The 18,377-nt window shown below is 73.3% G+C and carries 17 protein-coding genes and 1 pseudogene; 7 read left to right on the plus strand and 11 right to left on the minus strand.

Translation table 11 applies throughout. From position 1 onward, the window contains the following. A partial coding sequence (locus HDR73_RS06675) for an integrase core domain-containing protein (RefSeq protein WP_287136295.1) occupies positions 1-116 on the plus strand: 116 nt, incomplete at its 5' end. Positions 117-156: 40 nt separating this feature from the next. Here the strand turns inward: HDR73_RS06675 and HDR73_RS06680 are convergent. The 5 genes from HDR73_RS06680 to metG all read right to left on the minus strand — a co-directional run bounded on the left by HDR73_RS06680 (position 157) and on the right by metG (position 5,552). After that, on the minus strand, positions 157-1,071 hold the full coding sequence (locus HDR73_RS06680) for a DMT family transporter (protein WP_012299591.1): 915 nt from the start codon (positions 1,069-1,071) through the stop codon (positions 157-159). 18 nt (positions 1,072-1,089) lie between these two features. Next, positions 1,090-2,028, minus strand: a complete 939-nt coding sequence (locus HDR73_RS06685; RefSeq protein ID WP_012299592.1) for a 4-(cytidine 5'-diphospho)-2-C-methyl-D-erythritol kinase — start codon at positions 2,026-2,028, stop codon at positions 1,090-1,092. Positions 2,029-2,038: 10 nt separating this feature from the next. Further along, the gene (gene rsmA, locus HDR73_RS06690; RefSeq protein ID WP_012299593.1) at positions 2,039-2,956 is read right to left on the minus strand and encodes a 16S rRNA (adenine(1518)-N(6)/adenine(1519)-N(6))-dimethyltransferase RsmA; all 918 of its coding nucleotides are present in this window, start codon (positions 2,954-2,956) and stop codon (positions 2,039-2,041) included. Further along, positions 2,953-3,903: a TatD family hydrolase gene (locus tag HDR73_RS06695; RefSeq protein WP_041464649.1), complete on the minus strand. Its 951-nt coding sequence runs from the start codon at positions 3,901-3,903 to the stop codon at positions 2,953-2,955. The genes rsmA and HDR73_RS06695 overlap by 4 nt, the downstream gene beginning before the upstream one ends. 71 nt (positions 3,904-3,974) lie before the next feature. After that, positions 3,975-5,552, minus strand: a complete 1,578-nt coding sequence (gene metG / locus HDR73_RS06700; protein ID WP_041464650.1) for a methionine--tRNA ligase — start codon at positions 5,550-5,552, stop codon at positions 3,975-3,977. A gap of 468 nt (positions 5,553-6,020) precedes the next feature. Here metG and HDR73_RS06705 point away from each other — a divergent pair, with 468 nt between their 5' ends. After that, positions 6,021-6,203 carry a hypothetical protein gene (locus HDR73_RS06705; protein WP_012299597.1) on the plus strand — a complete coding sequence of 61 codons (183 nt, stop codon included), beginning with the start codon at positions 6,021-6,023 and terminating at the stop codon, positions 6,201-6,203. Positions 6,204-6,245: 42 nt separating this feature from the next. Here HDR73_RS06705 and HDR73_RS06710 read toward each other — a convergent pair whose 3' ends face one another. Both HDR73_RS06710 and HDR73_RS06715 read right to left on the minus strand, forming a co-directional pair. Beyond that, on the minus strand, positions 6,246-6,578 hold the full coding sequence (locus tag HDR73_RS06710) for a hypothetical protein (RefSeq protein WP_041464651.1): 333 nt from the start codon (positions 6,576-6,578) through the stop codon (positions 6,246-6,248). Between the two features lie 736 nt (positions 6,579-7,314). After that, complete coding sequence (locus HDR73_RS06715; protein WP_012299599.1) at positions 7,315-8,466, minus strand: bifunctional 2-methylcitrate synthase/citrate synthase; 1,152 nt, start codon at positions 8,464-8,466, stop codon at positions 7,315-7,317. 258 nt (positions 8,467-8,724) lie between these two features. Here HDR73_RS06715 and HDR73_RS06720 point away from each other — a divergent pair, with 258 nt between their 5' ends. Both HDR73_RS06720 and HDR73_RS06725 read left to right on the plus strand, forming a co-directional pair. Next, complete coding sequence (locus HDR73_RS06720; RefSeq protein WP_012299600.1) at positions 8,725-10,188, plus strand: dihydrolipoyl dehydrogenase family protein; 1,464 nt, start codon at positions 8,725-8,727, stop codon at positions 10,186-10,188. A 34-nt stretch (positions 10,189-10,222) separates the two neighbouring features. Then, positions 10,223-10,687, plus strand: a pseudogene (locus HDR73_RS06725) (NAD(P)H-dependent oxidoreductase); the annotation flags it as partial. 161 nt (positions 10,688-10,848) lie between these two features. On the opposite strand, the gene HDR73_RS06730 reads toward HDR73_RS06725, so the two are convergent. Both HDR73_RS06730 and HDR73_RS06735 read right to left on the minus strand, forming a co-directional pair. Next, entirely contained in the window at positions 10,849-11,283 is a 435-nt protein-coding gene (locus HDR73_RS06730; protein WP_012299601.1) for a DUF3021 domain-containing protein, read from the minus strand. After that, a complete protein-coding gene (locus tag HDR73_RS06735; RefSeq protein WP_012299602.1) occupies positions 11,280-11,777 on the minus strand; it encodes a hypothetical protein in 498 nt (165 codons plus the stop codon). The genes HDR73_RS06730 and HDR73_RS06735 overlap by 4 nt, the downstream gene beginning before the upstream one ends. A gap of 155 nt (positions 11,778-11,932) precedes the next feature. Between HDR73_RS06735 and HDR73_RS06740 the strand changes: the two genes are divergently transcribed. Genes HDR73_RS06740 through HDR73_RS06750 form a run of 3 tightly spaced genes read left to right on the plus strand, consistent with a single transcriptional unit; the run spans position 11,933 to position 16,133 of the window. Further along, positions 11,933-13,336 carry a 3' terminal RNA ribose 2'-O-methyltransferase Hen1 gene (locus HDR73_RS06740; protein ID WP_012299603.1) on the plus strand — a complete coding sequence of 468 codons (1,404 nt, stop codon included), beginning with the start codon at positions 11,933-11,935 and terminating at the stop codon, positions 13,334-13,336. Further along, positions 13,333-15,918: a polynucleotide kinase-phosphatase gene (locus HDR73_RS06745; RefSeq protein ID WP_012299604.1), complete on the plus strand. Its 2,586-nt coding sequence runs from the start codon at positions 13,333-13,335 to the stop codon at positions 15,916-15,918. Before HDR73_RS06740 ends, HDR73_RS06745 begins: the two co-directional genes overlap by 4 nt. 59 nt (positions 15,919-15,977) lie before the next feature. Continuing rightward, the gene (locus HDR73_RS06750; RefSeq protein WP_158309443.1) at positions 15,978-16,133 is read left to right on the plus strand and encodes a hypothetical protein; all 156 of its coding nucleotides are present in this window, start codon (positions 15,978-15,980) and stop codon (positions 16,131-16,133) included. 3 nt (positions 16,134-16,136) lie between these two features. Here the strand turns inward: HDR73_RS06750 and prpB are convergent, their stop codons facing one another. Both prpB and HDR73_RS06760 read right to left on the minus strand, forming a co-directional pair. Further along, positions 16,137-17,051: a methylisocitrate lyase gene (gene prpB, locus HDR73_RS06755; RefSeq protein ID WP_012299605.1), complete on the minus strand. Its 915-nt coding sequence runs from the start codon at positions 17,049-17,051 to the stop codon at positions 16,137-16,139. After that, positions 17,051-18,377, minus strand: a 1,327-nt coding sequence (locus HDR73_RS06760; RefSeq protein WP_287136294.1) for an MmgE/PrpD family protein, incomplete at its 5' end; no start/stop codon positions are given. The genes HDR73_RS06760 and prpB, both read right to left, overlap by 1 nt.

Below are 18,377 nucleotides of genomic sequence, written 5' to 3' on the forward strand. Positions count from 1 at the left end.
GCGCCGCGACCTACCCTGCCTGGCTGCATCACTACAACCACCACCGCCCCCACACCGGCATCGGCGGACTCACGCCCGCCGAACGCGTTCACAACCTCACTGGGAACTACAGCTAGCCGGTCGCGGATCCTCTGGAGCGACGCAGCGAGGCGCCCGTCAGCCGACGGTCGCGCGGTCCTCGCGCGGCTCAGGCTCCCGTCGCGAGCGCGGCTTCAGCTCGCTGACGAGCGTGCCCGCGACGATCAGCGCGGCGCCGAGGATCGCCAGCGCAGGAAGCCGCTCACCCGCCACGCGTCCGACGACGCCCGCCCAGACCGGCTCGCCCGCGTAGATGATGGTCGCGCGCGTCGGCGAGACGGAGCGCTGCGCCCAGTTCATCGTGAGCTGGATCAGGCAGCTGCTCGCCCCCAGCGCGAGCGCCGCGACGAGCCACACCCACGAGAACGCCGGGACCGCCTCGCCGGCCACGGGCATGCACGCGAGCGACAGCGCGCCGGCGACGAGCAGCTGCACGACGGTGACGCGCCCGACGTCGACGCGACCCGCGAACAGGCCGATGAGGATGATCTCCGCAGCGATCGGGAGCGTGCTGACCAGCGTCGCCAGCTCCCCCGCACCCAGCGCCACGCCCTCCTGCGGACCAGCGACGAGCAGGAGCCCGACGAAGGCGAGCGCGACGCCCACGAGGGCGAGCGCGCTCGGCCGCTTCCGGAACGCCGCCCACTGCAGGAGCGGCACCAGCGGCACGTACAGGGCGGTGATGAACGCGGAGGTGCTGCTCGGGATCGTCTGCAGGCCGTAGGTCTGGAGGCCGTAGCCGAGGAAGATCATGACCCCGATCGCCGCGCCGGCGCCCACGTCGATCCGGCGCATCCCCCGGAGCGCCCGACGGAAGACGACCGCGCTGATCAACCCCGCCGCGAGGAACCGGAGCCCGACGAAGAACAGGGGCCCGCTGTGCTCCATGGCGACGTGCACGGCGAGGAACGTGCCGCCCCAGATCGCGGTGATGCCGATGAGCGCCCACTCGGGACGGGACGGACGGACGGCGCGGGGCAGCCTCGTGCGCATGGGGCGGAGCCGGCCGCGTCAGCCCGTGATGATGCGGGCGCCGTGCACGGGCCCGGTGGCCCGGATCACCTGGAGGCGGGCCGCGCTCAGCGCGATCTGGAGCTCGAGGGCGCTGTCGAGGTCGGATGCGAGGAACGCGACCGTGGGGCCGGATCCGGAGACGATGCCCGCGAGCGCGCCGTTCTCCTCGCCGAGCTGCAGCACCTCGCCGAGGCCGGGCGCGAGGTGGAGCGCGGGCGCCTGGAGGTCGTTGTGGAGGACCTCGGCGAGCATGTGCGGATCCCCCGCCCGCAGCGCCTGCAGCACGCCCGAGTCGACCTGCGGGATCTGCTGCGCCGGGAAGATGTCCTGCGCGTGGCGCTCGCGGTGCTTGTCGAGCTCGCCGTAGACGTCGGGCGTGGAGACGCCGAACTCGGCGATCGCGAGCACCCACTGGAACGTGCCCTTGGCGAGCGCGGGGCTCAGGCGGTCGCCGCGGCCCGTGCCGATGGCGGTGCCGCCCGCGAGCGCGAAGGGCACGTCGGCGCCGAGCTCCGCGCCGAGGGCGAGCAGCTGGTCGCGCGTGCGCTCGGTGCCCCAGAGGGTGTCGCAGGCGAGGAGGGTGGCCGCGGCGTCCGCGGATCCGCCGCCCATGCCGCCCGCGATGGGCACGTCCTTCTCGATGCGCAGGTGCACGCCGCCGCGGTGGCCGGTGCTGCGGGCGAGGAGCCGGGCGGCGCGGATGGCGAGGTTGTCGCCGCCGGTGGTGAGGCGCGACGTGTCGATGGATCCGCCGAACTCGACCGAGAAGCCGTCGGAGCGGGTGGCGTACACGTCCTCGTAGAGGCTGACCGCCTGGTACGCGGTGGCGACGTCGTGGTAGCCGTCCTCCTGGAGGGCGCCCACCGTGAGGGAGACGTTGATCTTGCCCGGGGCCCGCGCGTGCACCGCATCGGAGCTGGTGGCCGCGGAGGTCATGTGCTCCAACCTAGCGGAGGCTGAGAGGCTCCCCGACCTGGTCGCGACCCGCCCAGGCATGGGCTACGCGGAGGTAGTCGTGGACGCTCAGCTGCTCGCCCCGCGAAGTGGGGGCGACCCCGCCGGCCTCGAGGAGGGCCGACGCCGCCTCGCTCCCGCCGAGCAGCTCCGCGAGCGCCTGGCGGAGCATCTTGCGGCGCTGCTGGAACGCGGCGTCGACGATCGTGAAGGTGCGCTTCCGCAGCTCCTCCGACGCGAAGGGCTCCGCGTGCCGCTCGAACGCGACGAGCACCGAGTCGACGTTCGGCACCGGCCAGAACACCTGGCGGCTCACCTGGCCGGCCGTGCGCCAGGCGCCGTACCAGGCGGCCTTGACGCTCGGGGCTCCGTACACCTTGGATCCGGGCGCCGCGGCGATGCGGTGCCCCACCTCAGCCTGCACCATGACGACGCCCGTGCGGATCGCCGGGAAGTGCTCGAGCAGGTGCAGCAGCACCGGCACGGAGACGTTGTAGGGCAGGTTCGCGACGAGCGCGGTCGGATCCCCGGGCAGCTCGGCGACGCGGAGCGCGTCCTCGTGCACGACGGTGAGCACGGCGTCCGGCTGGTAGAGCGCCACCGTGATCGGCAGCTGCTCGGCGAGCCGGCCGTCGATCTCCACGGCGACGACGCTGGCGCCGGTCTCGAGGAGGCCGAGCGTGAGGGATCCGAGGCCCGGCCCCACCTCCACCACGTGCGTGCCGGCCTCGACGCGCGCGACCCGCACGATGCGGCGCACGGTGTTGGCGTCGATGACGAAGTTCTGGCCGAGCTTCTTGGTGGGCGCGACGCCGAGCAGCTCGGCGAGGTCGCGGATCTCGGCGGGGCCGAGGAGCGTCGGGGCCGCGGCGGGAGCGGGCGCCGCGGCGGCGGCCGTCTCGTCGCTCACGCGCGGCCCGCCGGATCCATCTCGGCGGGGTCCTTCGACGGCGATGTGACGGGCTCGTCGTCCCAGCGCCCGTAGACCAGCTCGGTGTTGGAGGAGATCTGCGCGGCGAGCATCGACACGTCGGTGCCGAGGTGCGCGGCCATCGCGCGGAGCGTGTGCGGGATGAGGTACGGCGCGTTCGGCCGCCCGCGGAACGGCACGGGCGTGAGGAACGGCGCATCCGTCTCCACCAGCAGCAGCGAACGCGGCGCGAAGGCGAGCGCCTCGCGGAGATCTGCTGCGTTCTTGAAGGTGACCGTGCCGGAGAACGACATGTACCAGCCGTTCTCGGCGCAGATCCGGGCGAGGTCCTCGTCGCCGGAGAAGCAGTGGAAGACGGTGCGCTCGGGGGCGCCGACGCGCAGCAGCGTCTCGACGACCTCGTCGTGCGCATCCCGGTCGTGGATCTGGAGGGCGATGCCGCGCTCCTTGGCGATGCGGATGTGCTCCTCGAACGAGCGCTGCTGGGCGGCGCGGCCCTCCTCGCCGGTGCGGAAGAAGTCGAGGCCGGTCTCGCCGACGGCGCGCACGCGGGGTCGTCCGGCCAGCTCGTGGATCTCGGCCAGCGCGTCGTCGAGCGTGCCCGCCTCCTCGTAGCCCGGCGCCTCGTTCGGGTGGATCGCGACGGCCGCCAGCATGCGCGGCTCGTGCGCCGCGGTCTCCGCCGACCAGCGGGACGTCTCGAGGTCGCCGCCGACCTGGATCACGCCGCGGACGCCGACCGAGCTCGCGCGGTCGAGGTGCTCGGTGAAGTCGATGGGCGACTCGCCGTCCGCGATCTCGAGGTGCGTGTGGTTGTCGTAGACGGGGACCGTGAGCGCCTCGGGCAGCGGCGGGTACGTGAGATCGCGCGTCTGGCCGTGGGCCGAGGAGGTGTCGCGCTGGCGCACGTAGCTGGATTCGGACATCCCGCACAGCCTACCGACGGGCGGGTGCCGCACCCGGTGGGACGCAGCGTCCGGATGCCCGGCCGCGGGCGTCAGGCTCCGGCCGCGACCGTCTCCTGCTCGATGCGCGGGAACAGGGGCGCGTCGAGCGGCGTGACGGTGCCGGATCCGGTCCACTCGTCGGCGAGGTCGATGCGCTGCTGGCCGACCGTGCCGGTGCCGCCGAGCGCGGTCCAGAGCTTGGCGGTGGCGCCGGGGAGCACGGGGGCGAGCAGCACGGCGAGCGTGCCGAGGCCGCGGACCGCGGTGTGCAGCACGGTCTCGAGCCGCGCGCGGTCCTCGTCCTTCTTCGCGAGGGCCCAGGGCTCCTGGCTCGTGATGTAGCCGTTGAGCTCGTCGACCAGAGTCCAGACCGCGGCAAGCGACTCGTGGATCGCGAGCCGCTCGATGGCGTCGTCCGCGGTGGATGCGGCGGCGCGCGCGACGCTCTGCACGCGCAGATCCGCCTCGGTGAGCTCGTTCGCCTCGGGGATCCGGCCGTCGAAGTAGCGGCCGACCATGGCGATCACGCGGGAGGAGAGGTTGCCGAAGCCGTTGGCGAGCTCGGCCTGGTAGCGGGCGCTGAGGTCCTCCCAGCTGAACGAGCCGTCCTGCCCGAAGGCGAAGGCGCGCATGAAGTAGTAGCGGAACGCGTCGATGCCGAAGGTGTCGGTGATGGTCTGCGGCACGATGCCCGTCAGCTTCGACTTCGACATCTTCTCGCCGCCGACGAGCAGCCAGCCGTGGCCGAAGACGCGGCGGGGCGGCTCCTCGCCGAGCGCCATGAGCATGGCGGGCCAGATGACGGCGTGGAACCGCAGGATGTCCTTGCCCACGAGGTGCGTGGCGGGCCAGCGGCGATGGAACGCGTCGTCGTCGACGCCGTAGCCGATGGCCGTGACGTAGTTCATCAGCGCCTCGAACCACACGTAGACGACGTGGCTCTCGTCCCACGGGATCGGGATGCCCCAGTCGAAGCTGGAGCGCGAGATGGAGAGGTCCTCGAGGCCGCGGCGCACGAAGGAGAGGATCTCGTTGCGGGCGCTCTCCGGCTGGATGAAGTCGGGCCGTTCCTCGTAGAACGCCAGCAGCCGCTCGCCGAAGTCGCTCATGCGGAAGAAGTAGTTCTTCTCCTCCAGCAGCTCGACCGGCTTCGAGTGGATGGCGCAGACGAGCTGGCCCTCGAACGGACCCGTGCCCTCGAGGAGGTCGGACGGCTGCTTGTACTCCTCGCAGCCGACGCAGTAGTAGCCCTTGTACTCGCCTGTGTAGATGAACCCGGCGTCGTGCAGGCGCTGCAGGAAGACCTTGACGCTCTCCTCGTGGCGGGCGTCGGTGGTGCGGATGAAGTCGTCGTTGGAGATGTCGACGGCCTCGAGCAGCGGCTGCCAGCTCTCGGTGACGAGGCGGTCGGCCCAGGCCTTCGGCGTCGTGTCGTTCGCGGTGGCCGTGCGGAGGATCTTCTGCCCGTGCTCGTCGGTGCCCGTGAGGAACCAGGTGTCGTCGCCGCGCTGGCGGTGCCAGCGGGCGAGCACGTCGGCGGCGACCTCCGTGTACGCGTGCCCGATGTGCGGGACGTCGTTCACGTAGAAGATCGGCGTGGTGATGTAGAAGGGCTCGCCGCGGGACATGGGCTCCATCGTAATGCTCGGCGGGAGCGGTCCCGGCCGTGTGACGGGGGGGGTGCAGGTGGGGTGGTGCGGCACAGCTTCGGTGCCTCATCCGTTGGCCCACCGCGAGGTGGGAAACCGTCTCCGACCCCATCACCGCAGAGTGGGAGCTGACGGCACCCCGCAATGCTCAGCGACGCGGGCCGACACGGCCTCCGCGTCCTCACGGGCGAGGAGCGCAGCGACAAGCCCCGCCGGGATCGTCTCGGCGGGGCGCTTGATCGTGACGCTGAGCACACGACCGCGGAACCGGACGATCGACGGCGACACATCGACGCGCACTTGATTCGGGTCACCCGTCCCGCGCGGGACGAAGGGCCGAGGCGGTTGCAGGAGACGCGGCTCGAGGTTCATCCTGAATAGGTGTGGAATTCGCGAAAGAGCAGTCGTCGTCAGACGTCCCCGGCACCTGCCGAAGTCTGGATCGTCTTGCATGATGAATCGCCGCACAACACCGTTCTCGGTGTCTTCGCGACCGAGCCCGAGGCGTCGCAGTTCGCGGACGAGGTGGAAGCGCAGTTCCCGCAGGGCGTCATCTACACGAGCTTCCGAGTCGGCTACCGCTACGACCGCGGGCCGGGGCACGTCGAGTTCGGGCCTGCCCGCGGGTAGCTCGCACGTCGGCGGGGGCGGTGAAGCCCCCGCCGACTCAGGTCACGGGTTGGTGCCGCAGGGGAGCGTGGCCTCCTCATAGGCGGACGCGGTGCCGGTGCTGCCGGTGGGGAAGGTACCCGTGCTGCGCACGATCATGCGGAAGGTCGTGTCACGGAGGTCGTCGCACTTGCGAATCGGCGAGGTCTGCTCGAGTCGGCCCTGACCTGCGTTGACCGAGTTGAAGGGCCCCGCCACCTTCTGCAACCCCCACCACACCGTCTTGTACAGCTCAGTGGTCTGCGAGATCTGGGCCATCACCACGGTGCACTGCGTAGCTGGGTGGCCGCCCACTGCACCGTACGGGTAGATCCCCCCGGACTTGCGCTTGTACACGTTGCCCGTGTCGATGGAGCAGCTCTGACCGTTTGCAGCGGCGGTCGGCGAGACAGCCTGCTTGCTGACGGAACCCGTGGATGACGGAGCTGAGAACGTGGCCGTCTCGCTGCCTGCGGACGGCACCTGGGACCAGGTGAGGTCGCCAGGGCCAGGAGCCGGAACCGATGGGTCATAGGCAGGGGCGTCGACCGGAGCTCCGACGGACAGGGCTGCGGCGAGTCCAGGTTGAGCGGGCGTCGCCGCTGAGGCAGGCATGGCAGTCAGTAGTGAAGTAGTGATGAGAGCGCAGGTTGCAGCAGCGGCCAGGGCGGTTCTCGTTTGGATGGGCACGATCGACCTTTCAGGCAGAGCGCCCCGGCTACCCCTCGTAGCCGAATGAAGGCGCGCATCATTGATAGCCGCAGTCGGCCGCACTCAGCATCCATTCAGGTCCACGCGCCAGCCAATCGGCAGCGATGGTCACCAGAACGTCGGGCATCGTCACGCTCGACACGACAACCCGCGTGTGACTGCGGACGGAGGCGGGCGGGGAGCGCCTGCTAGACGGGGTCTCCGAAGGGGTTGGGAATCACGCTTCGCACGTCGACGGGTGCAGCCGAGGCACTCGGACTCCGCCCCGAGTCCTGCACATACGCGACGGCGAGGACGGCGACGACGACGACGACGTGATCGAACTGCCCGAATCGTTCGGGTCGTCCACCACCTACGAACTCGGGCCGCGCCTGCGCGACGGTCAGGAGAGGTGCCGCTCCGCCGCCCCGTCGTACTCCGACAGCGGACGGATCAGCGAGTTCGACGCCCGCTGCTCGACGATGTGCGCCGTCCAGCCGACCACGCGCGCGGCGACGAAGAGCGGCGTGAAGGCGCGGGTCTCGAAGCCGAGGAGCGCGTAGGCGGGGCCGGACGGGTAGTCGAGGTTCGGCAGGATCCCGGTGCGCTCGGCCATGCCGCGCTCGAGCGCGTCGTACAGCTCCATCGTGCGGCGGGCGGACTCCCCCGTCTCACCGCCGGCCTCGACGCGCACGACCACGAGGTCGTCGAGCGCGGCCTTCATCGTCGGCACGCGCGAGTCGCCCGCGCGGTAGACGCGGTGGCCGAAGCCCATGACCTTGCGCTTGGCGGCGAGGGCCTCGTCGAGCCACGCCTCGACCCGCGCTGCGTCGCCGATCTCGTCGAGCGTCTCAAGCACGGCCTCGTTCGCGCCGCCGTGCAGCGGGCCCTTGAGCGCGCCGATAGCGCCCGTGACGGCGGAGTGCAGGTCGGCGAGGGTCGAGGTGATGACGCGGGCCGTGAACGTGGAGGCGTTGAAGGAGTGCTCGGCGTAGAGGATCAGCGACACCTCCATGGCCTTCGCGTCCGCCTCCGTGGGGCGCTCGCCGTGCACCATGAGCAGCAGGTTCTCGGCGAGGCCGAGGTCGTCGCGCGGCTCGACGGGCGCGAGGCCCTGGCGGCGGCGCTGGTCGTAGGCGATGAGCACGGGGATCTGCGCGAGGAGCCGCACGGAGCGCTCGAGGTCGGCGTCGGCCGAGTGGTCCTCGGGCGCGGGATCGGCGGCGCCGATCGCGCTGACCGCCGTGCGGAGGACATCCATGGGGTGCGCGTCCACGGGCAGCGCGTCGATGATCCGCAGCACCGCGTCCGCCGGCTGTCGCTCCGCGCGCTCCTGGTTCTCGAAGTGCGCGAGCTCCTCGTCGGTCGGCAGCTCGCCGTGCCACAGGAGGTACGCGACCTGCTCGAAGGAGCAGTGCGCGGCGAGCTCCTGCACGGGGTAGCCGCGGTAGAGGAGGGAGTTGGTGGCCGGCTCGACCTTGCTGATGGCGGTCGTGTCGACGACGACGCCGGCGAGGCCCTTGCGGATGTCGGTCATGGTGCTCCTTCGCGTCATGCCGCACCCGCGTGGTCGGGCGGATCGAGTCGCCTCCGGGTGCGTTCGTCACTGTATCGGGGCAGGTGCCGCGCGGGCGAGGGCCGCCCGTGGCCGAGGCGGTGGACGCGCGATGGCGGGCTGGGGAGGAGGCGACGGGCGTCGCGCCCCACGTGACGGGCGGCTCCGCACCCGGTCCCGGCGGCCTCCGCTCGGTAGCCTCACGAGCAGGCGCTCCCGCGGCGCCGCCCGCACCGCAGCGCCGACCCGGAGGACGCCATGCCCGAGAGCACCGACCACGCCGATCCCGCGACCGACGCCCAGCCCGGCGCGGCGACCGAGCCCGAGCGCTACGACGTCGCCGTCATCGGCGCCGGACCCGCGGGCACCGCCGCCGCCCTCCGCGCGGCCGAGCTCGGCGCATCCGTCGTCGTGCTGGAGGCCGGACGCGTCGGCGGCACGTGCGTCAACACCGGGTGCGTGCCCACGCGGGTGCTCGCGAAGACCGCGCGGCTCGTGCGCGAGGTGCGGTCCGCGGGCGAGAACGGGATCGGCGTGGGCGATCCGACGCCGCACTGGCCCTCGATCGTCGCGCGCGTGCACGAGCAGGTCGACCGCGTGCGGTCGCTCAAGGACGAGGCCGAGCGGTTCCGCGCGGCGGGCGTGACGCTGATCCACGAGGGCCGCGCGCGGTTCGTCGACGACCGGACGCTCGTGCTCGATAGCGGCCGGCGGATCACCGCGGGCTCGATCATCGTGTGCGTCGGCGGCCACTCGCGCCGCCTGCCCGTGCCCGGCGCCGAGCTCGCGACCGTGCCCGAGGACGTGCTCGCGCTGCCGGGGATCCCCCGTCGTCTGGCGGTCATCGGCGCGGGCAACACGGGCGCGCAGCTCGTCACCGTGTTCCGCTCGTTCGGCTCGGAGGTGACGCTGCTCGACGTCGCCCCGCGCGTGCTCACCGCGTCCGACGAGGCGATCTCCGAGGCCGTCGCCGACGCGTTCACCGCGCAGGGCGTGCGCGTGCACACGGGCATCGACACGGTGACGGGCCTGACGAAGACCGGCGACGGATCCATCACCCTGCTCTGGCGCGACGGCGACCGCCCGCAGTCTTCCAGCTTCGACGCCGTGATCATGGCCACGGGCTGGCCCGCCGACGTCGAGGACCTTGGGCTCGAGCATGCGGGGCTGGAGGTGGAGCGCTCGGCGATCCCGGTCGACCGCTACCTCCGCACGCGCGTGCCGCACATCCTCGCGGTGGGCGACGCCAACGGGAAGGACATGCTCGTGCAGGCGGCGCAGTCCGAGGGCGAGGCCGCGGCGGAGAACGCGGTGCTGGGCGTCAACCGGCGGATCCCGCTGCAGCTCCTCCCGGCCGGCGGCTTCACCGACCCCGACTACGCGGGCGTCGGCCTCACGCAGGCGGAGGCGCGCGAGCGCGACAGCGCGTGCGTGGTCGCGCGGGTGCCGTTCGCCGAGGTCGACCGCGCCGTGATCGACGACCGCGAGGCCGGCTTCCTCCTCCTCATCGCCGACCGCCGCCGTGAGCTCATCCTCGGCGCGCACGCCGTGGGCGAGAACGCGGTCGAGGTGATCCAGTCGGTCACCACCGCGATGGCCGCGGGCGTCGACGTCGCCACCCTCGCGCACGTGCGGTTCGCGTACCCGACGTACAGCGCGATCATCGGGATCGCCGCCCGGCGGCTGCTGCAGGAGGACGACCGGGCGGGCGAGCTCGACTGACGCGACGCCCGGGCGTCCGTGATCGGATGGGCGGATGACCGCGCTCATCGTCACCGCCCACCCCGACACCGACTCCCTCACCCACGCCGTCGCCCGCCAGCTCGTCGACGCGCTCGGCGCGTCCGGCGTCGCGACCGCGCACCTCGCGCAGGAGGGCTTCGACCCCGTGTTCGGCATGGCCGACCGGCGCGCGTACGCCGGCGACTCCCCGGCGCCCGCGGACGTGGTCGCGGAGCAGGCGCGCCTAGACGCCGTGGACCACGTCGTGCTCGTCTTCCCCGTGTGGTGGTGGTCGATGCCCGCGCTGCTGAAGGGCTGGATCGACCGGACGTTCATCGCCGGCTGGGCCTTCGGAATCGACGACGACGGACGCATCGAGAAGCGGCTGCAGCGCCTCACCGTGCACCTCGTGCCCGTCTCCGGCACGAGCCAGGAGGCCTTCGCCCGGCACGGCTACCTCTCCGCGTTCGAGACGCAGATCGGTCACGGGATCCTCGAGTACTGCGGCGCGCGCAGAGGCGCCATGGCCTTCGTGCACGACTCCGAGTCGGGCGACCGGGACGCGGTGGGGCCGAGGTGGAGCGGGCCGTCGCGGAGGTGGTGGCGGCGGTCGGCGCGGTCTGACCGGCAGACCGCGCGTCGCGACACGGGTCGCCGCCGCTACGGGCGGACCGCAGCCCGCGCATCCCGCCGCCGCTCGACCGCCGTCATCACGACGTACAGCGTCGTCCAGAGCACGAGGCCCGTGGCGAGGAAGATGCCGACGACCGCGAGCACGCCGCCCGCGGTGTCCACCCGGAACCAGCCGCTCAGCAGGAGCCCGGGGAGGACCGTCGCGAGCATCAGGACGAAGTGCGTGACGGACTGCCGGGTGAGGCTCCAGCGGTCCACCTGGTAGAGGAGCGAGCCGGCCGCGGTCGCAGCGACGATGACGCCGACCGCGAGGGTCGAGCGGCCGTCGGCGGTCCGCCCGTCCGCGAGCAGATACGCGGCGATCGCCGACATGGCGACCAGCGGGATCCCGCCGAGGAGCACGGCACGGAGGAGGAGCCGCGGACGGCGCGCGACGGCGGCCCCGCCGGTGTCGCGGGTCATCCGGCGGCCGGCTCTCGGGGCGGCCCGGCGAGCCAGGCGTACTCGGTGCTGCACGCGTCCGGGATCCCCTCCATGCCGGAGAGGTCGTACGGGGACGTCGGCTCGGAGGACACGCCGCCGCCCAGGCTGACCTCGTCGCCCACCCGGTGGGACTCGTCGCCGAGGGCGAGGGTCGTGCCGTCCCACCGGGTCGTGCGCTCGGGGAGGATCGGCAGCCAGTGGGCGGAGCCGCCGTCGGGCGCGTAGCCCGGCGTCTCGAGGTAGAGGCAGCCGTCGCGCTCGACGAGCGTGCCGGTCAGGAGCGCCTCCATGCCGTCGCCGTCGTCGCGGTAGGTGGCGATCTCCGCCGACCCGGGGACGGGTGACGCCGCGGCGGCGGCGTCGGCGGGCGCCTCCGCCGGGCTGGTGGCGCATCCCGCGAGGAGCGCTCCGAGGGCGGCTGCGACAGCGATCGTGCTCGCGCTGGTCCGTGCTCGTGCGGGTGCTCGTCGCATGCGGTCTCCTCGTCCCGCCCAGCAGACCACGCGCACCCGCGCCGACGGAACTCCCGGTGAGGGGGCCGTGTGGCGCGGCCCCGCGGGGATCCCCCGCTCGCTACGGTGGCTCCAGGCCTCCGCACCGGGTCGCATCCCCCACGAGAGAGACCGCCGTGCTCATCACCCTCACCTCGACGGCGCCGTCGGCGTCCGACCTCAGCCACCTGCTCCGCAAGCACCCGGCGAAGGCGCAGGCCTTCGACCTCGCCGTCGGCACCGCGCACGTCCTCTACCCGGAGGCGACCGACGACCGGTGCACGGTCGCGCTGCTGCTGGAGGTGGATCCGATCGCGCTCGTCCGCGACAAGCGGTTCCGGAGCGCGGGCGCAGCGAGCATCACCCACTACGTGAACGACCGGCCGTACGCGTCATCGTCGATGCTCGCGGTCGCGCTCGGGCAGGTCTTCCGCACGGCGATGGGCGGCCGCAGCGACAGCTTCCCCGAGCTCGCGGCGGGCGCCCTCCCGCTGACGGTCACCGTCGCCGCGCTGCCTGCGCGCGGCGGCGCCGACCTCGTGTGCGACCTGTTCGCGCCGCTCGGCTGGCGGGTGGAGGCGACGCCCGTGCCGCTGGATCCCGCGTTCCCCGGCTGGGGCGACTCCCGCTACGTCGACCTCGTGCTCACCGGCGAGGTCCGCCTGGCCGACGCCCTCCGCCACCTCTACGTGCTGCTGCCCGTGCTCGACGACGGCAAGCACTACTGGGTGTCCGACGACGAGGTGGGCAAGCTCCTCCGCGCCGGCGAGGGCTGGCTGGCGGAGCACCCATCGCGCGACCTCATCACGCGCCGGTACCTGGCGCACCAGCGCGACCTCGTGGGCGCGGCGGACGGCCGACTCGACGCGGGGCCCGACGCGCTCGCGGATGCGACCGCCCCCGTGGATGCCGCCGCCCCCGCGCCGCGCTCCCCCTCGCTCGCCCGCCTGCGGGCCGAGACGGTGCACGCGGTCCTCACCGAGGTCGGGGCGCGCACGGTCGCCGACGTCGGCTGCGGATCCGGGGCGCTGCTCGCGCACCTGGTGGCGGACCCGGCGTTCACGCGCATCATCGGCACCGACGTCTCCATCTCCGACCTGGAGGCCGCCGCCCGTCGCCTCGGCCTGCGCGACGCGAGCGACCGGGCGCGCGAGCGGATCCAGCTCCTCCCGTCGTCCGCGACCTACGAGGACCCCCGCATCGCCGGCCTCGACGCGATCGTGCTGATGGAGGTGATCGAGCACGTGGACCCCGACCGGCACGGTGCCCTCGAGGCGAGCGTGTTCGGATCCGCGTCCCCCGCCGCCGTCGTCGTCACGACCCCGAACGCCGAGCACAACGCGCTCTACCCGGGCCTCGCCGCGGGCGCCCTCCGCCACCCCGACCACCGGTTCGAGTGGACCCGCGCCGAGTTCGCCGCGTGGGCGGAGCGCGTGGCCGGCCGCTACGGCTACCGCGTCGAGATCCGGCCCGTCGGCGACGCGGATCCCGTCCACGGCTCCCCTACCCAGCTCGCCCTGTTCCGGAAGGCCACGCGATGACCGACGCCCCCGCCACCGCCGCGCTGCCCATCCCGCGCATGTCGCTCGTGCTGCTCGTCGGCGCGAGCGGATCCGGCAAGTCCACCTTCGCCCGCACCCACTTCGGCCCGTACGAGGTGCTGTCGAGCGACGTCTTCCGCGGCCTCGTCTCGAACGACGAGAACGACCAGAGCGCGACGGCCGCCGCCTTCGAGGCGCTGCGGCACGTCGCCGCGCACCGCCTCCGCCGGGGGCTGATGACCGTGATCGACGCGACGAACGTGCAGGCCGAGTCGCGCCGGTCCCTCGTGCAGCTCGCCCGGGACCACGACGTGCTGCCCGTCGCGATCGTGCTCGACGTGCCGGTCGGCGTGTGCGTGGAGCGGAACGCCGCCCGCACGGACCGCACGTTCGGCGCCTCCGTCGTGAAGCGGCAGCACGACCAGCTGCAGCGGTCGCTCAAGGGCCTCGGCCGCGAGGGCTTCCGCAAGGTGCACGTGCTCCGCGGCGTGGACGAGATCGCGTCCGCGCGCTTCACGGTCGAGCCGCTCCTCAACGACCTCCGGCACGAGCGCGGCCCCTTCGACGCGATCGGCGACGTGCACGGCTGCCGCGCGGAGCTCGAGACGCTGCTCGGAGAGCTGGGCTACGAGATCCAGCGCGACGAGCGGGGTCGGCCCGTCGACGCCGCGCACCCCGAGGGACGCCGTGTCGTGTTCCTCGGCGATCTCGTCGACCGCGGACCCGACACCCCGGGGGTGCTCCGCCTCGCGATGGGCATGGTGCGCGCCGGCCACGCCTTCGCGGTGCCCGGCAACCACGAGGACAAGCTCGTGAAGGCGCTGCAGGGGAAGAAGGTGCGGGTCGCGTACGGCCTCGCCGAGTCGCTCGCCCAGCTCGCCGAGGAGGACGAGGCGTTCCGCGTCGACGTCGAGCGGTTCTGCCGCGAGCTCGTCTCCCACCTCGTGCTCGACGGCGGGGACCTCGTGGTCGCGCACGCCGGCCTCATCGAGGCGTACCAGGGCCGCGCGTCCGGACGCGTGCGCGCGTTCGCGCTCTGGGGCGACGCCACGATCGGCGAGACCGACGAGCACGGCCTGCCCGTGCGCCGCGACTGGGCGCTCGACTACCGCGGATCCGCGACGGTCCTCTACGGGCACGTCGCCGGGGTCGGCACCGAGTGGGTCAACGGCACCATGTGCCTCGACACCGGATGCGTCTTCGGCGGCGAGCTCACCGCCCTCCGCTGGCCCGAGCGGGAGGTCGTCGCCGTGCCCGCCGAGCGCGTCTGGTCGGAGCCGACCGTGCCGCTCGGACGCCGGTACGCGTCGTCAGCTGCCGCCGGATCCGCTGCCGCCGACGACGTGCGCGACCCGGGGCTGCTGCGGATCGACGACGTGCTCGGCAAGCAGGTGGTCGAGACGCGCGCGTTCGGCCGGGTCGGGATCCGCGAGGACGCCGCCGCCGGCGCCCTCGAGACCATGAGCCGCTTCGCCGTCGACCCGCGGCACCTCCTCTACCTGCCGCCCACGATGAGCCCGCCCGCGACCTCGTCCCGCGACGACGTGCTCGAGCACCCGGCCGAGGCCTTCGAGGCGTACCGGCGCGACGGGCTCGAGCGCGTGATCTGCGAGGAGAAGCACATGGGATCCCGCGCGGTCGTGCTCCTCACCCGCGACCCCGCCCGCTTCGACGCGCCCGCCGGCTGGCGCGGCGTCGTGCACACGCGCACCGGCCGTCCGTTCTTCGACGCCGCCGACACGGACGCCCTGCTCGCCCGGCTCGACGCCGCCGTGGAGACGGCCGGCCTCTGGGCGGAGCTCGACACGTCGTGGCTGCTCCTCGACGCCGAGCTGCTGCCGTGGTCGATGAAGGCGGGGCCGCTGATCCGCGACCAGTACGCGTCCGTCGGCGCCGCCGCCACCGCCGCGCTGCCCGCCGCGGTGCGCGTGCTGGAGCAGGCCGCCGCGTCGGGCATCGACGTCGCCGACCTCCTCGACCGCACGCGCGCCCGGGCCGCCGACGCGGAGGGCTACGTCGCCGCGTACCGCCGGCACGCCGCGCCCTACGACGGCCTCGACGACGTGCGCCTCGCGCCGTTCCAGCTCCTCGCCACCGAGGGCGCGACCCACCTCGCACGCGAGCACTCCTGGCATCTCGCGCTGGCCGGGCGCCTGGCGGACGCGGATCCGGGCCTCGTCGTGCCCACGCGCTCCCTCGAGGTCGACCTCGCCTCGCCGGAGTCCGAGGAGGCCGCCACGCGCTGGTGGCAGGAGCTGACGGACGCGGGCGGCGAGGGCATGGTCGTGAAGCCCCTCGCGGGTCTCGTCCGCGGGCGGAAGGCGCTCGCCCAGCCGGGCATCAAGGTGCGCGGCCGCGAGTACCTGCGGATCGTCTACGGCCCCGACTACACGGAGCCCGCGAACCTCCGCCGCCTGCGCGACCGCGACGTCGGCCACAAGCGGTCGATGGCCCTCCGCGAGTACGCGCTCGGCGTCGAGGCGGTCGAGCGCTTCGTCGCGGGCGAGCCGACGTGGCGCGTGCACCAGGCGGTCTTCGGCGTGCTCGCGATGGAGTCCGAGCCGGTGGATCCGCGGCTGTGACGCCCGGAGCGTGTGCACGCTCCGGCGTCGCGCGGGCCGCCCGCCGCTAGCCTCGCCGGATGCCCACCCGCCCCGCCGCCCGATCCCGCGCGGTGGGCGCGGTCAGTCGCGCGGGGCACCTGCTCACGTCGCTCGCCATGGGGATCCTGCTGGCCTTCCTGATGCTGGGCGTGGCGCTCGACGGGTCCCTCCGGGGCCCCGACGAACGCGACTGAGGATCACGCCCCGCCGCGGTTCCCCTCCAGCGTGAAGGTGAAGACGTCCTCGTCGAAGGCGCTGTAGCCGGCGTAGTCGAGGAGCTCGTAGAGGCGCGCGCGGGTCTGCATCTCGGGCACCTTCGACGCGAGCGTGCCCTCCTCGAGGATCGCGTCGAGGCCGCGCTCGGCGGCGCCCATCGCGAGCCGCAGCAGCGAGACGGGGTAGATGACGATGTTCACGCCGACGTCCGCGAGCTGCTGCGTCGTGAACAGCTCGCTCTTCCCGAACTCGGTCATGTTGGCGAGGATCGGCACGTCGACCGCGGCGCGCACGCCAGCGAACTCGGCGAGGTCGGCCATCGCCTCGGGGAAGATCGCGTCGGCTCCGGCGTCCACGAGCGCGCGAGCACGGTCGACCGCGGCGGCCATGCCGTCGACGCCGCGCACGTCGGTGCGGGCCATGACCAGCAGGTCGGGGTCGCGGCGGGCGTCGACGGCCGCGCGGATCCGCTTCAGCGCCGTCGACTCGTCCACCACCTGCTTGCCGTCGAGGTGGCCGCAGCGCTTGGGGTTCACCTGGTCCTCGATGTGGAGGCCCGCGACGCCCGCGTCCTCGAGCATCTGCACCGTGCGCGCGACGTTCATCGGCTCGCCGAAGCCCGTGTCCGCGTCCACGAGGCAGGGCAGGTCGGTGACGCGCGCGATCTGCTGCGAGCGCCCGGCCACCTCGGTGAGCGTGGTGAGGCCGATGTCGGGCAGGCCGAGATCCGCGGAGAGCACGGCGCCGGAGATGTAGACGCCGTCCATGCCCTTGTCCTGGATGAGGCGGGCCGACAGCGGGTTGAACGCGCCGGGCAGGCGGAGCAGCTCGCCCGTCGCGAGCCGCTCGCGGAACGCGCGGCGCTTGGCCGCGGAGGTGAGGGTGGAGTGCAGCACTAGAGGAGTCCCTTCGGGGAGCCGGCGCCGTCGAGCAGCCCGGGTCGCGCGGTGACGGTGAGGCCGGCGAGCTCGTCGGCGGTGAGCTCGGGCAGGCGCTCGACGAGGGCGAGGAAGCGGTCGACCTCGCGATCCTCGAGCACGCCGTCGGCGAGCGTGCGGAGGTTCAGGACGTAGTCTGCGCGCGCGAACGGCCGGGCGCCGAGCGGGTGCGCGTCGGCGACGGCGATCTCGTCGACGATGGTCGAGCCGTCGGTCAGGCGGATCTCCACCCGGCCGCCGAACGCCTTCTCGGCCGGATCCATCGAGTGGTACCGGCGCGTCCACTCCGGGTCCTCGGTCGTGGTGACGCGGCGCCAGAGGTCCACCGTGTCGGCGCGGCCGGCGCGCTCGGGGGCGTACGAGTCGACGTGGTGCCACGCGCCGTCCTGCAGCGCGACGGTGAAGATGTACGGGATCGAGTGGTCGAGCGTCTCGCGGCTGGCGCGCGGGTCGTACTTCTGCGGGTCGTTCGCACCGGATCCGATCACCACGTGCGTGTGGTGCGACGAGTGGATGAGCACGCTGTCGATCGCGTCGGCATCCGCGAGCACCGGGTGGGTGTTGTGCAGGCGGCGGGCCAGGTCGATCCACGCCTGCGCCTGGTACTCGGCCGAGTGCTCCTTCGTGTAGGTGTCGAGGATCGCCCGCTTGGCCTCGCCGGGCGCGGGCAGCGGCACGTCGTAGGAGGCGTCTGGCCCGTCGAGGAGCCACGCGATGACGCCGTCCTCGCCCTCGTAGATGGGGGTCGGGCTGGTCTGGCCGCGCATCGCCCGGTCGATCGCCTCGACGGCCATCTTCCCGGCGAACGCGGGCGCGTGCGCCTTCCACGTGCTGATCGCGCCCTTGCGCGACTGCCGCGTGGCCGTGGTGGTGTGCAGGGCCTGGCCGATGGCCTGGAAGACCGTCTCCTGATCGAGGCCGAGGAGCGTGCCGATGCCGGCCGCGGCCGACGGGCCGAGGTGCGCGACGTGGTCGATCTTGTGCGCGTGCAGGCTGATGGCCTTCACGAGGTCGACCTGGATCTCGTAGCCGGTCGCGATGCCGCGGACCACGTCGGCGCCCGTGAGCGCGCGGCCGTCGGGCCGGCCGGCCGCGGCGGCGTGCTGCGCGGCGGCGAGGATCGGCGGGATGTTGTCGCCCGGGTGCGAGTACTCCGCGGCGAGGAACGTGTCGTGGTAGTCGAGCTCGCGCACGGCCACGCCGTTCGCCCAGGCCGCCCACTCGGCGCTGACGCGGGTGGCGGGATCCGCGCCCACGACGGTCGCGCCCGCGCCGCCCGTCGAC

It is taken from the genome of Clavibacter sp. (assembly GCF_014802555.1).
Classification (GTDB): Bacteria; Actinomycetota; Actinomycetes; order Actinomycetales; family Microbacteriaceae; genus Clavibacter; species Clavibacter sepedonicus.

What these genes read in the sequence shown, in the direction of transcription:
- HDR73_RS06730 (WP_012299601.1), bottom strand. Translation starts at nt 11,283, where the DNA reads ATGACCCGCGACACCGGCGGGGCCGCCGTCGCGCGCCGTCCGCGGCTC.
- HDR73_RS06735 (WP_012299602.1), bottom strand. Translation starts at nt 11,777, where the DNA reads ATGCGACGAGCACCCGCACGAGCACGGACCAGCGCGAGCACGATCGCT.
- HDR73_RS06750 (WP_158309443.1), top strand. Translation starts at nt 15,978, where the DNA reads ATGCCCACCCGCCCCGCCGCCCGATCCCGCGCGGTGGGCGCGGTCAGT.
- HDR73_RS06720 (WP_012299600.1), top strand. Translation starts at nt 8,725, where the DNA reads ATGCCCGAGAGCACCGACCACGCCGATCCCGCGACCGACGCCCAGCCC.
- HDR73_RS06745 (WP_012299604.1), top strand. Translation starts at nt 13,333, where the DNA reads ATGACCGACGCCCCCGCCACCGCCGCGCTGCCCATCCCGCGCATGTCG.
- HDR73_RS06680 (WP_012299591.1), bottom strand. Translation starts at nt 1,071, where the DNA reads ATGCGCACGAGGCTGCCCCGCGCCGTCCGTCCGTCCCGTCCCGAGTGG.
- metG (WP_041464650.1), bottom strand. Translation starts at nt 5,552, where the DNA reads ATGTCCCGCGGCGAGCCCTTCTACATCACCACGCCGATCTTCTACGTG.
- HDR73_RS06715 (WP_012299599.1), bottom strand. Translation starts at nt 8,466, where the DNA reads ATGACGCGAAGGAGCACCATGACCGACATCCGCAAGGGCCTCGCCGGC.
- HDR73_RS06695 (WP_041464649.1), bottom strand. Translation starts at nt 3,903, where the DNA reads ATGTCCGAATCCAGCTACGTGCGCCAGCGCGACACCTCCTCGGCCCAC.
- HDR73_RS06685 (WP_012299592.1), bottom strand. Translation starts at nt 2,028, where the DNA reads ATGACCTCCGCGGCCACCAGCTCCGATGCGGTGCACGCGCGGGCCCCG.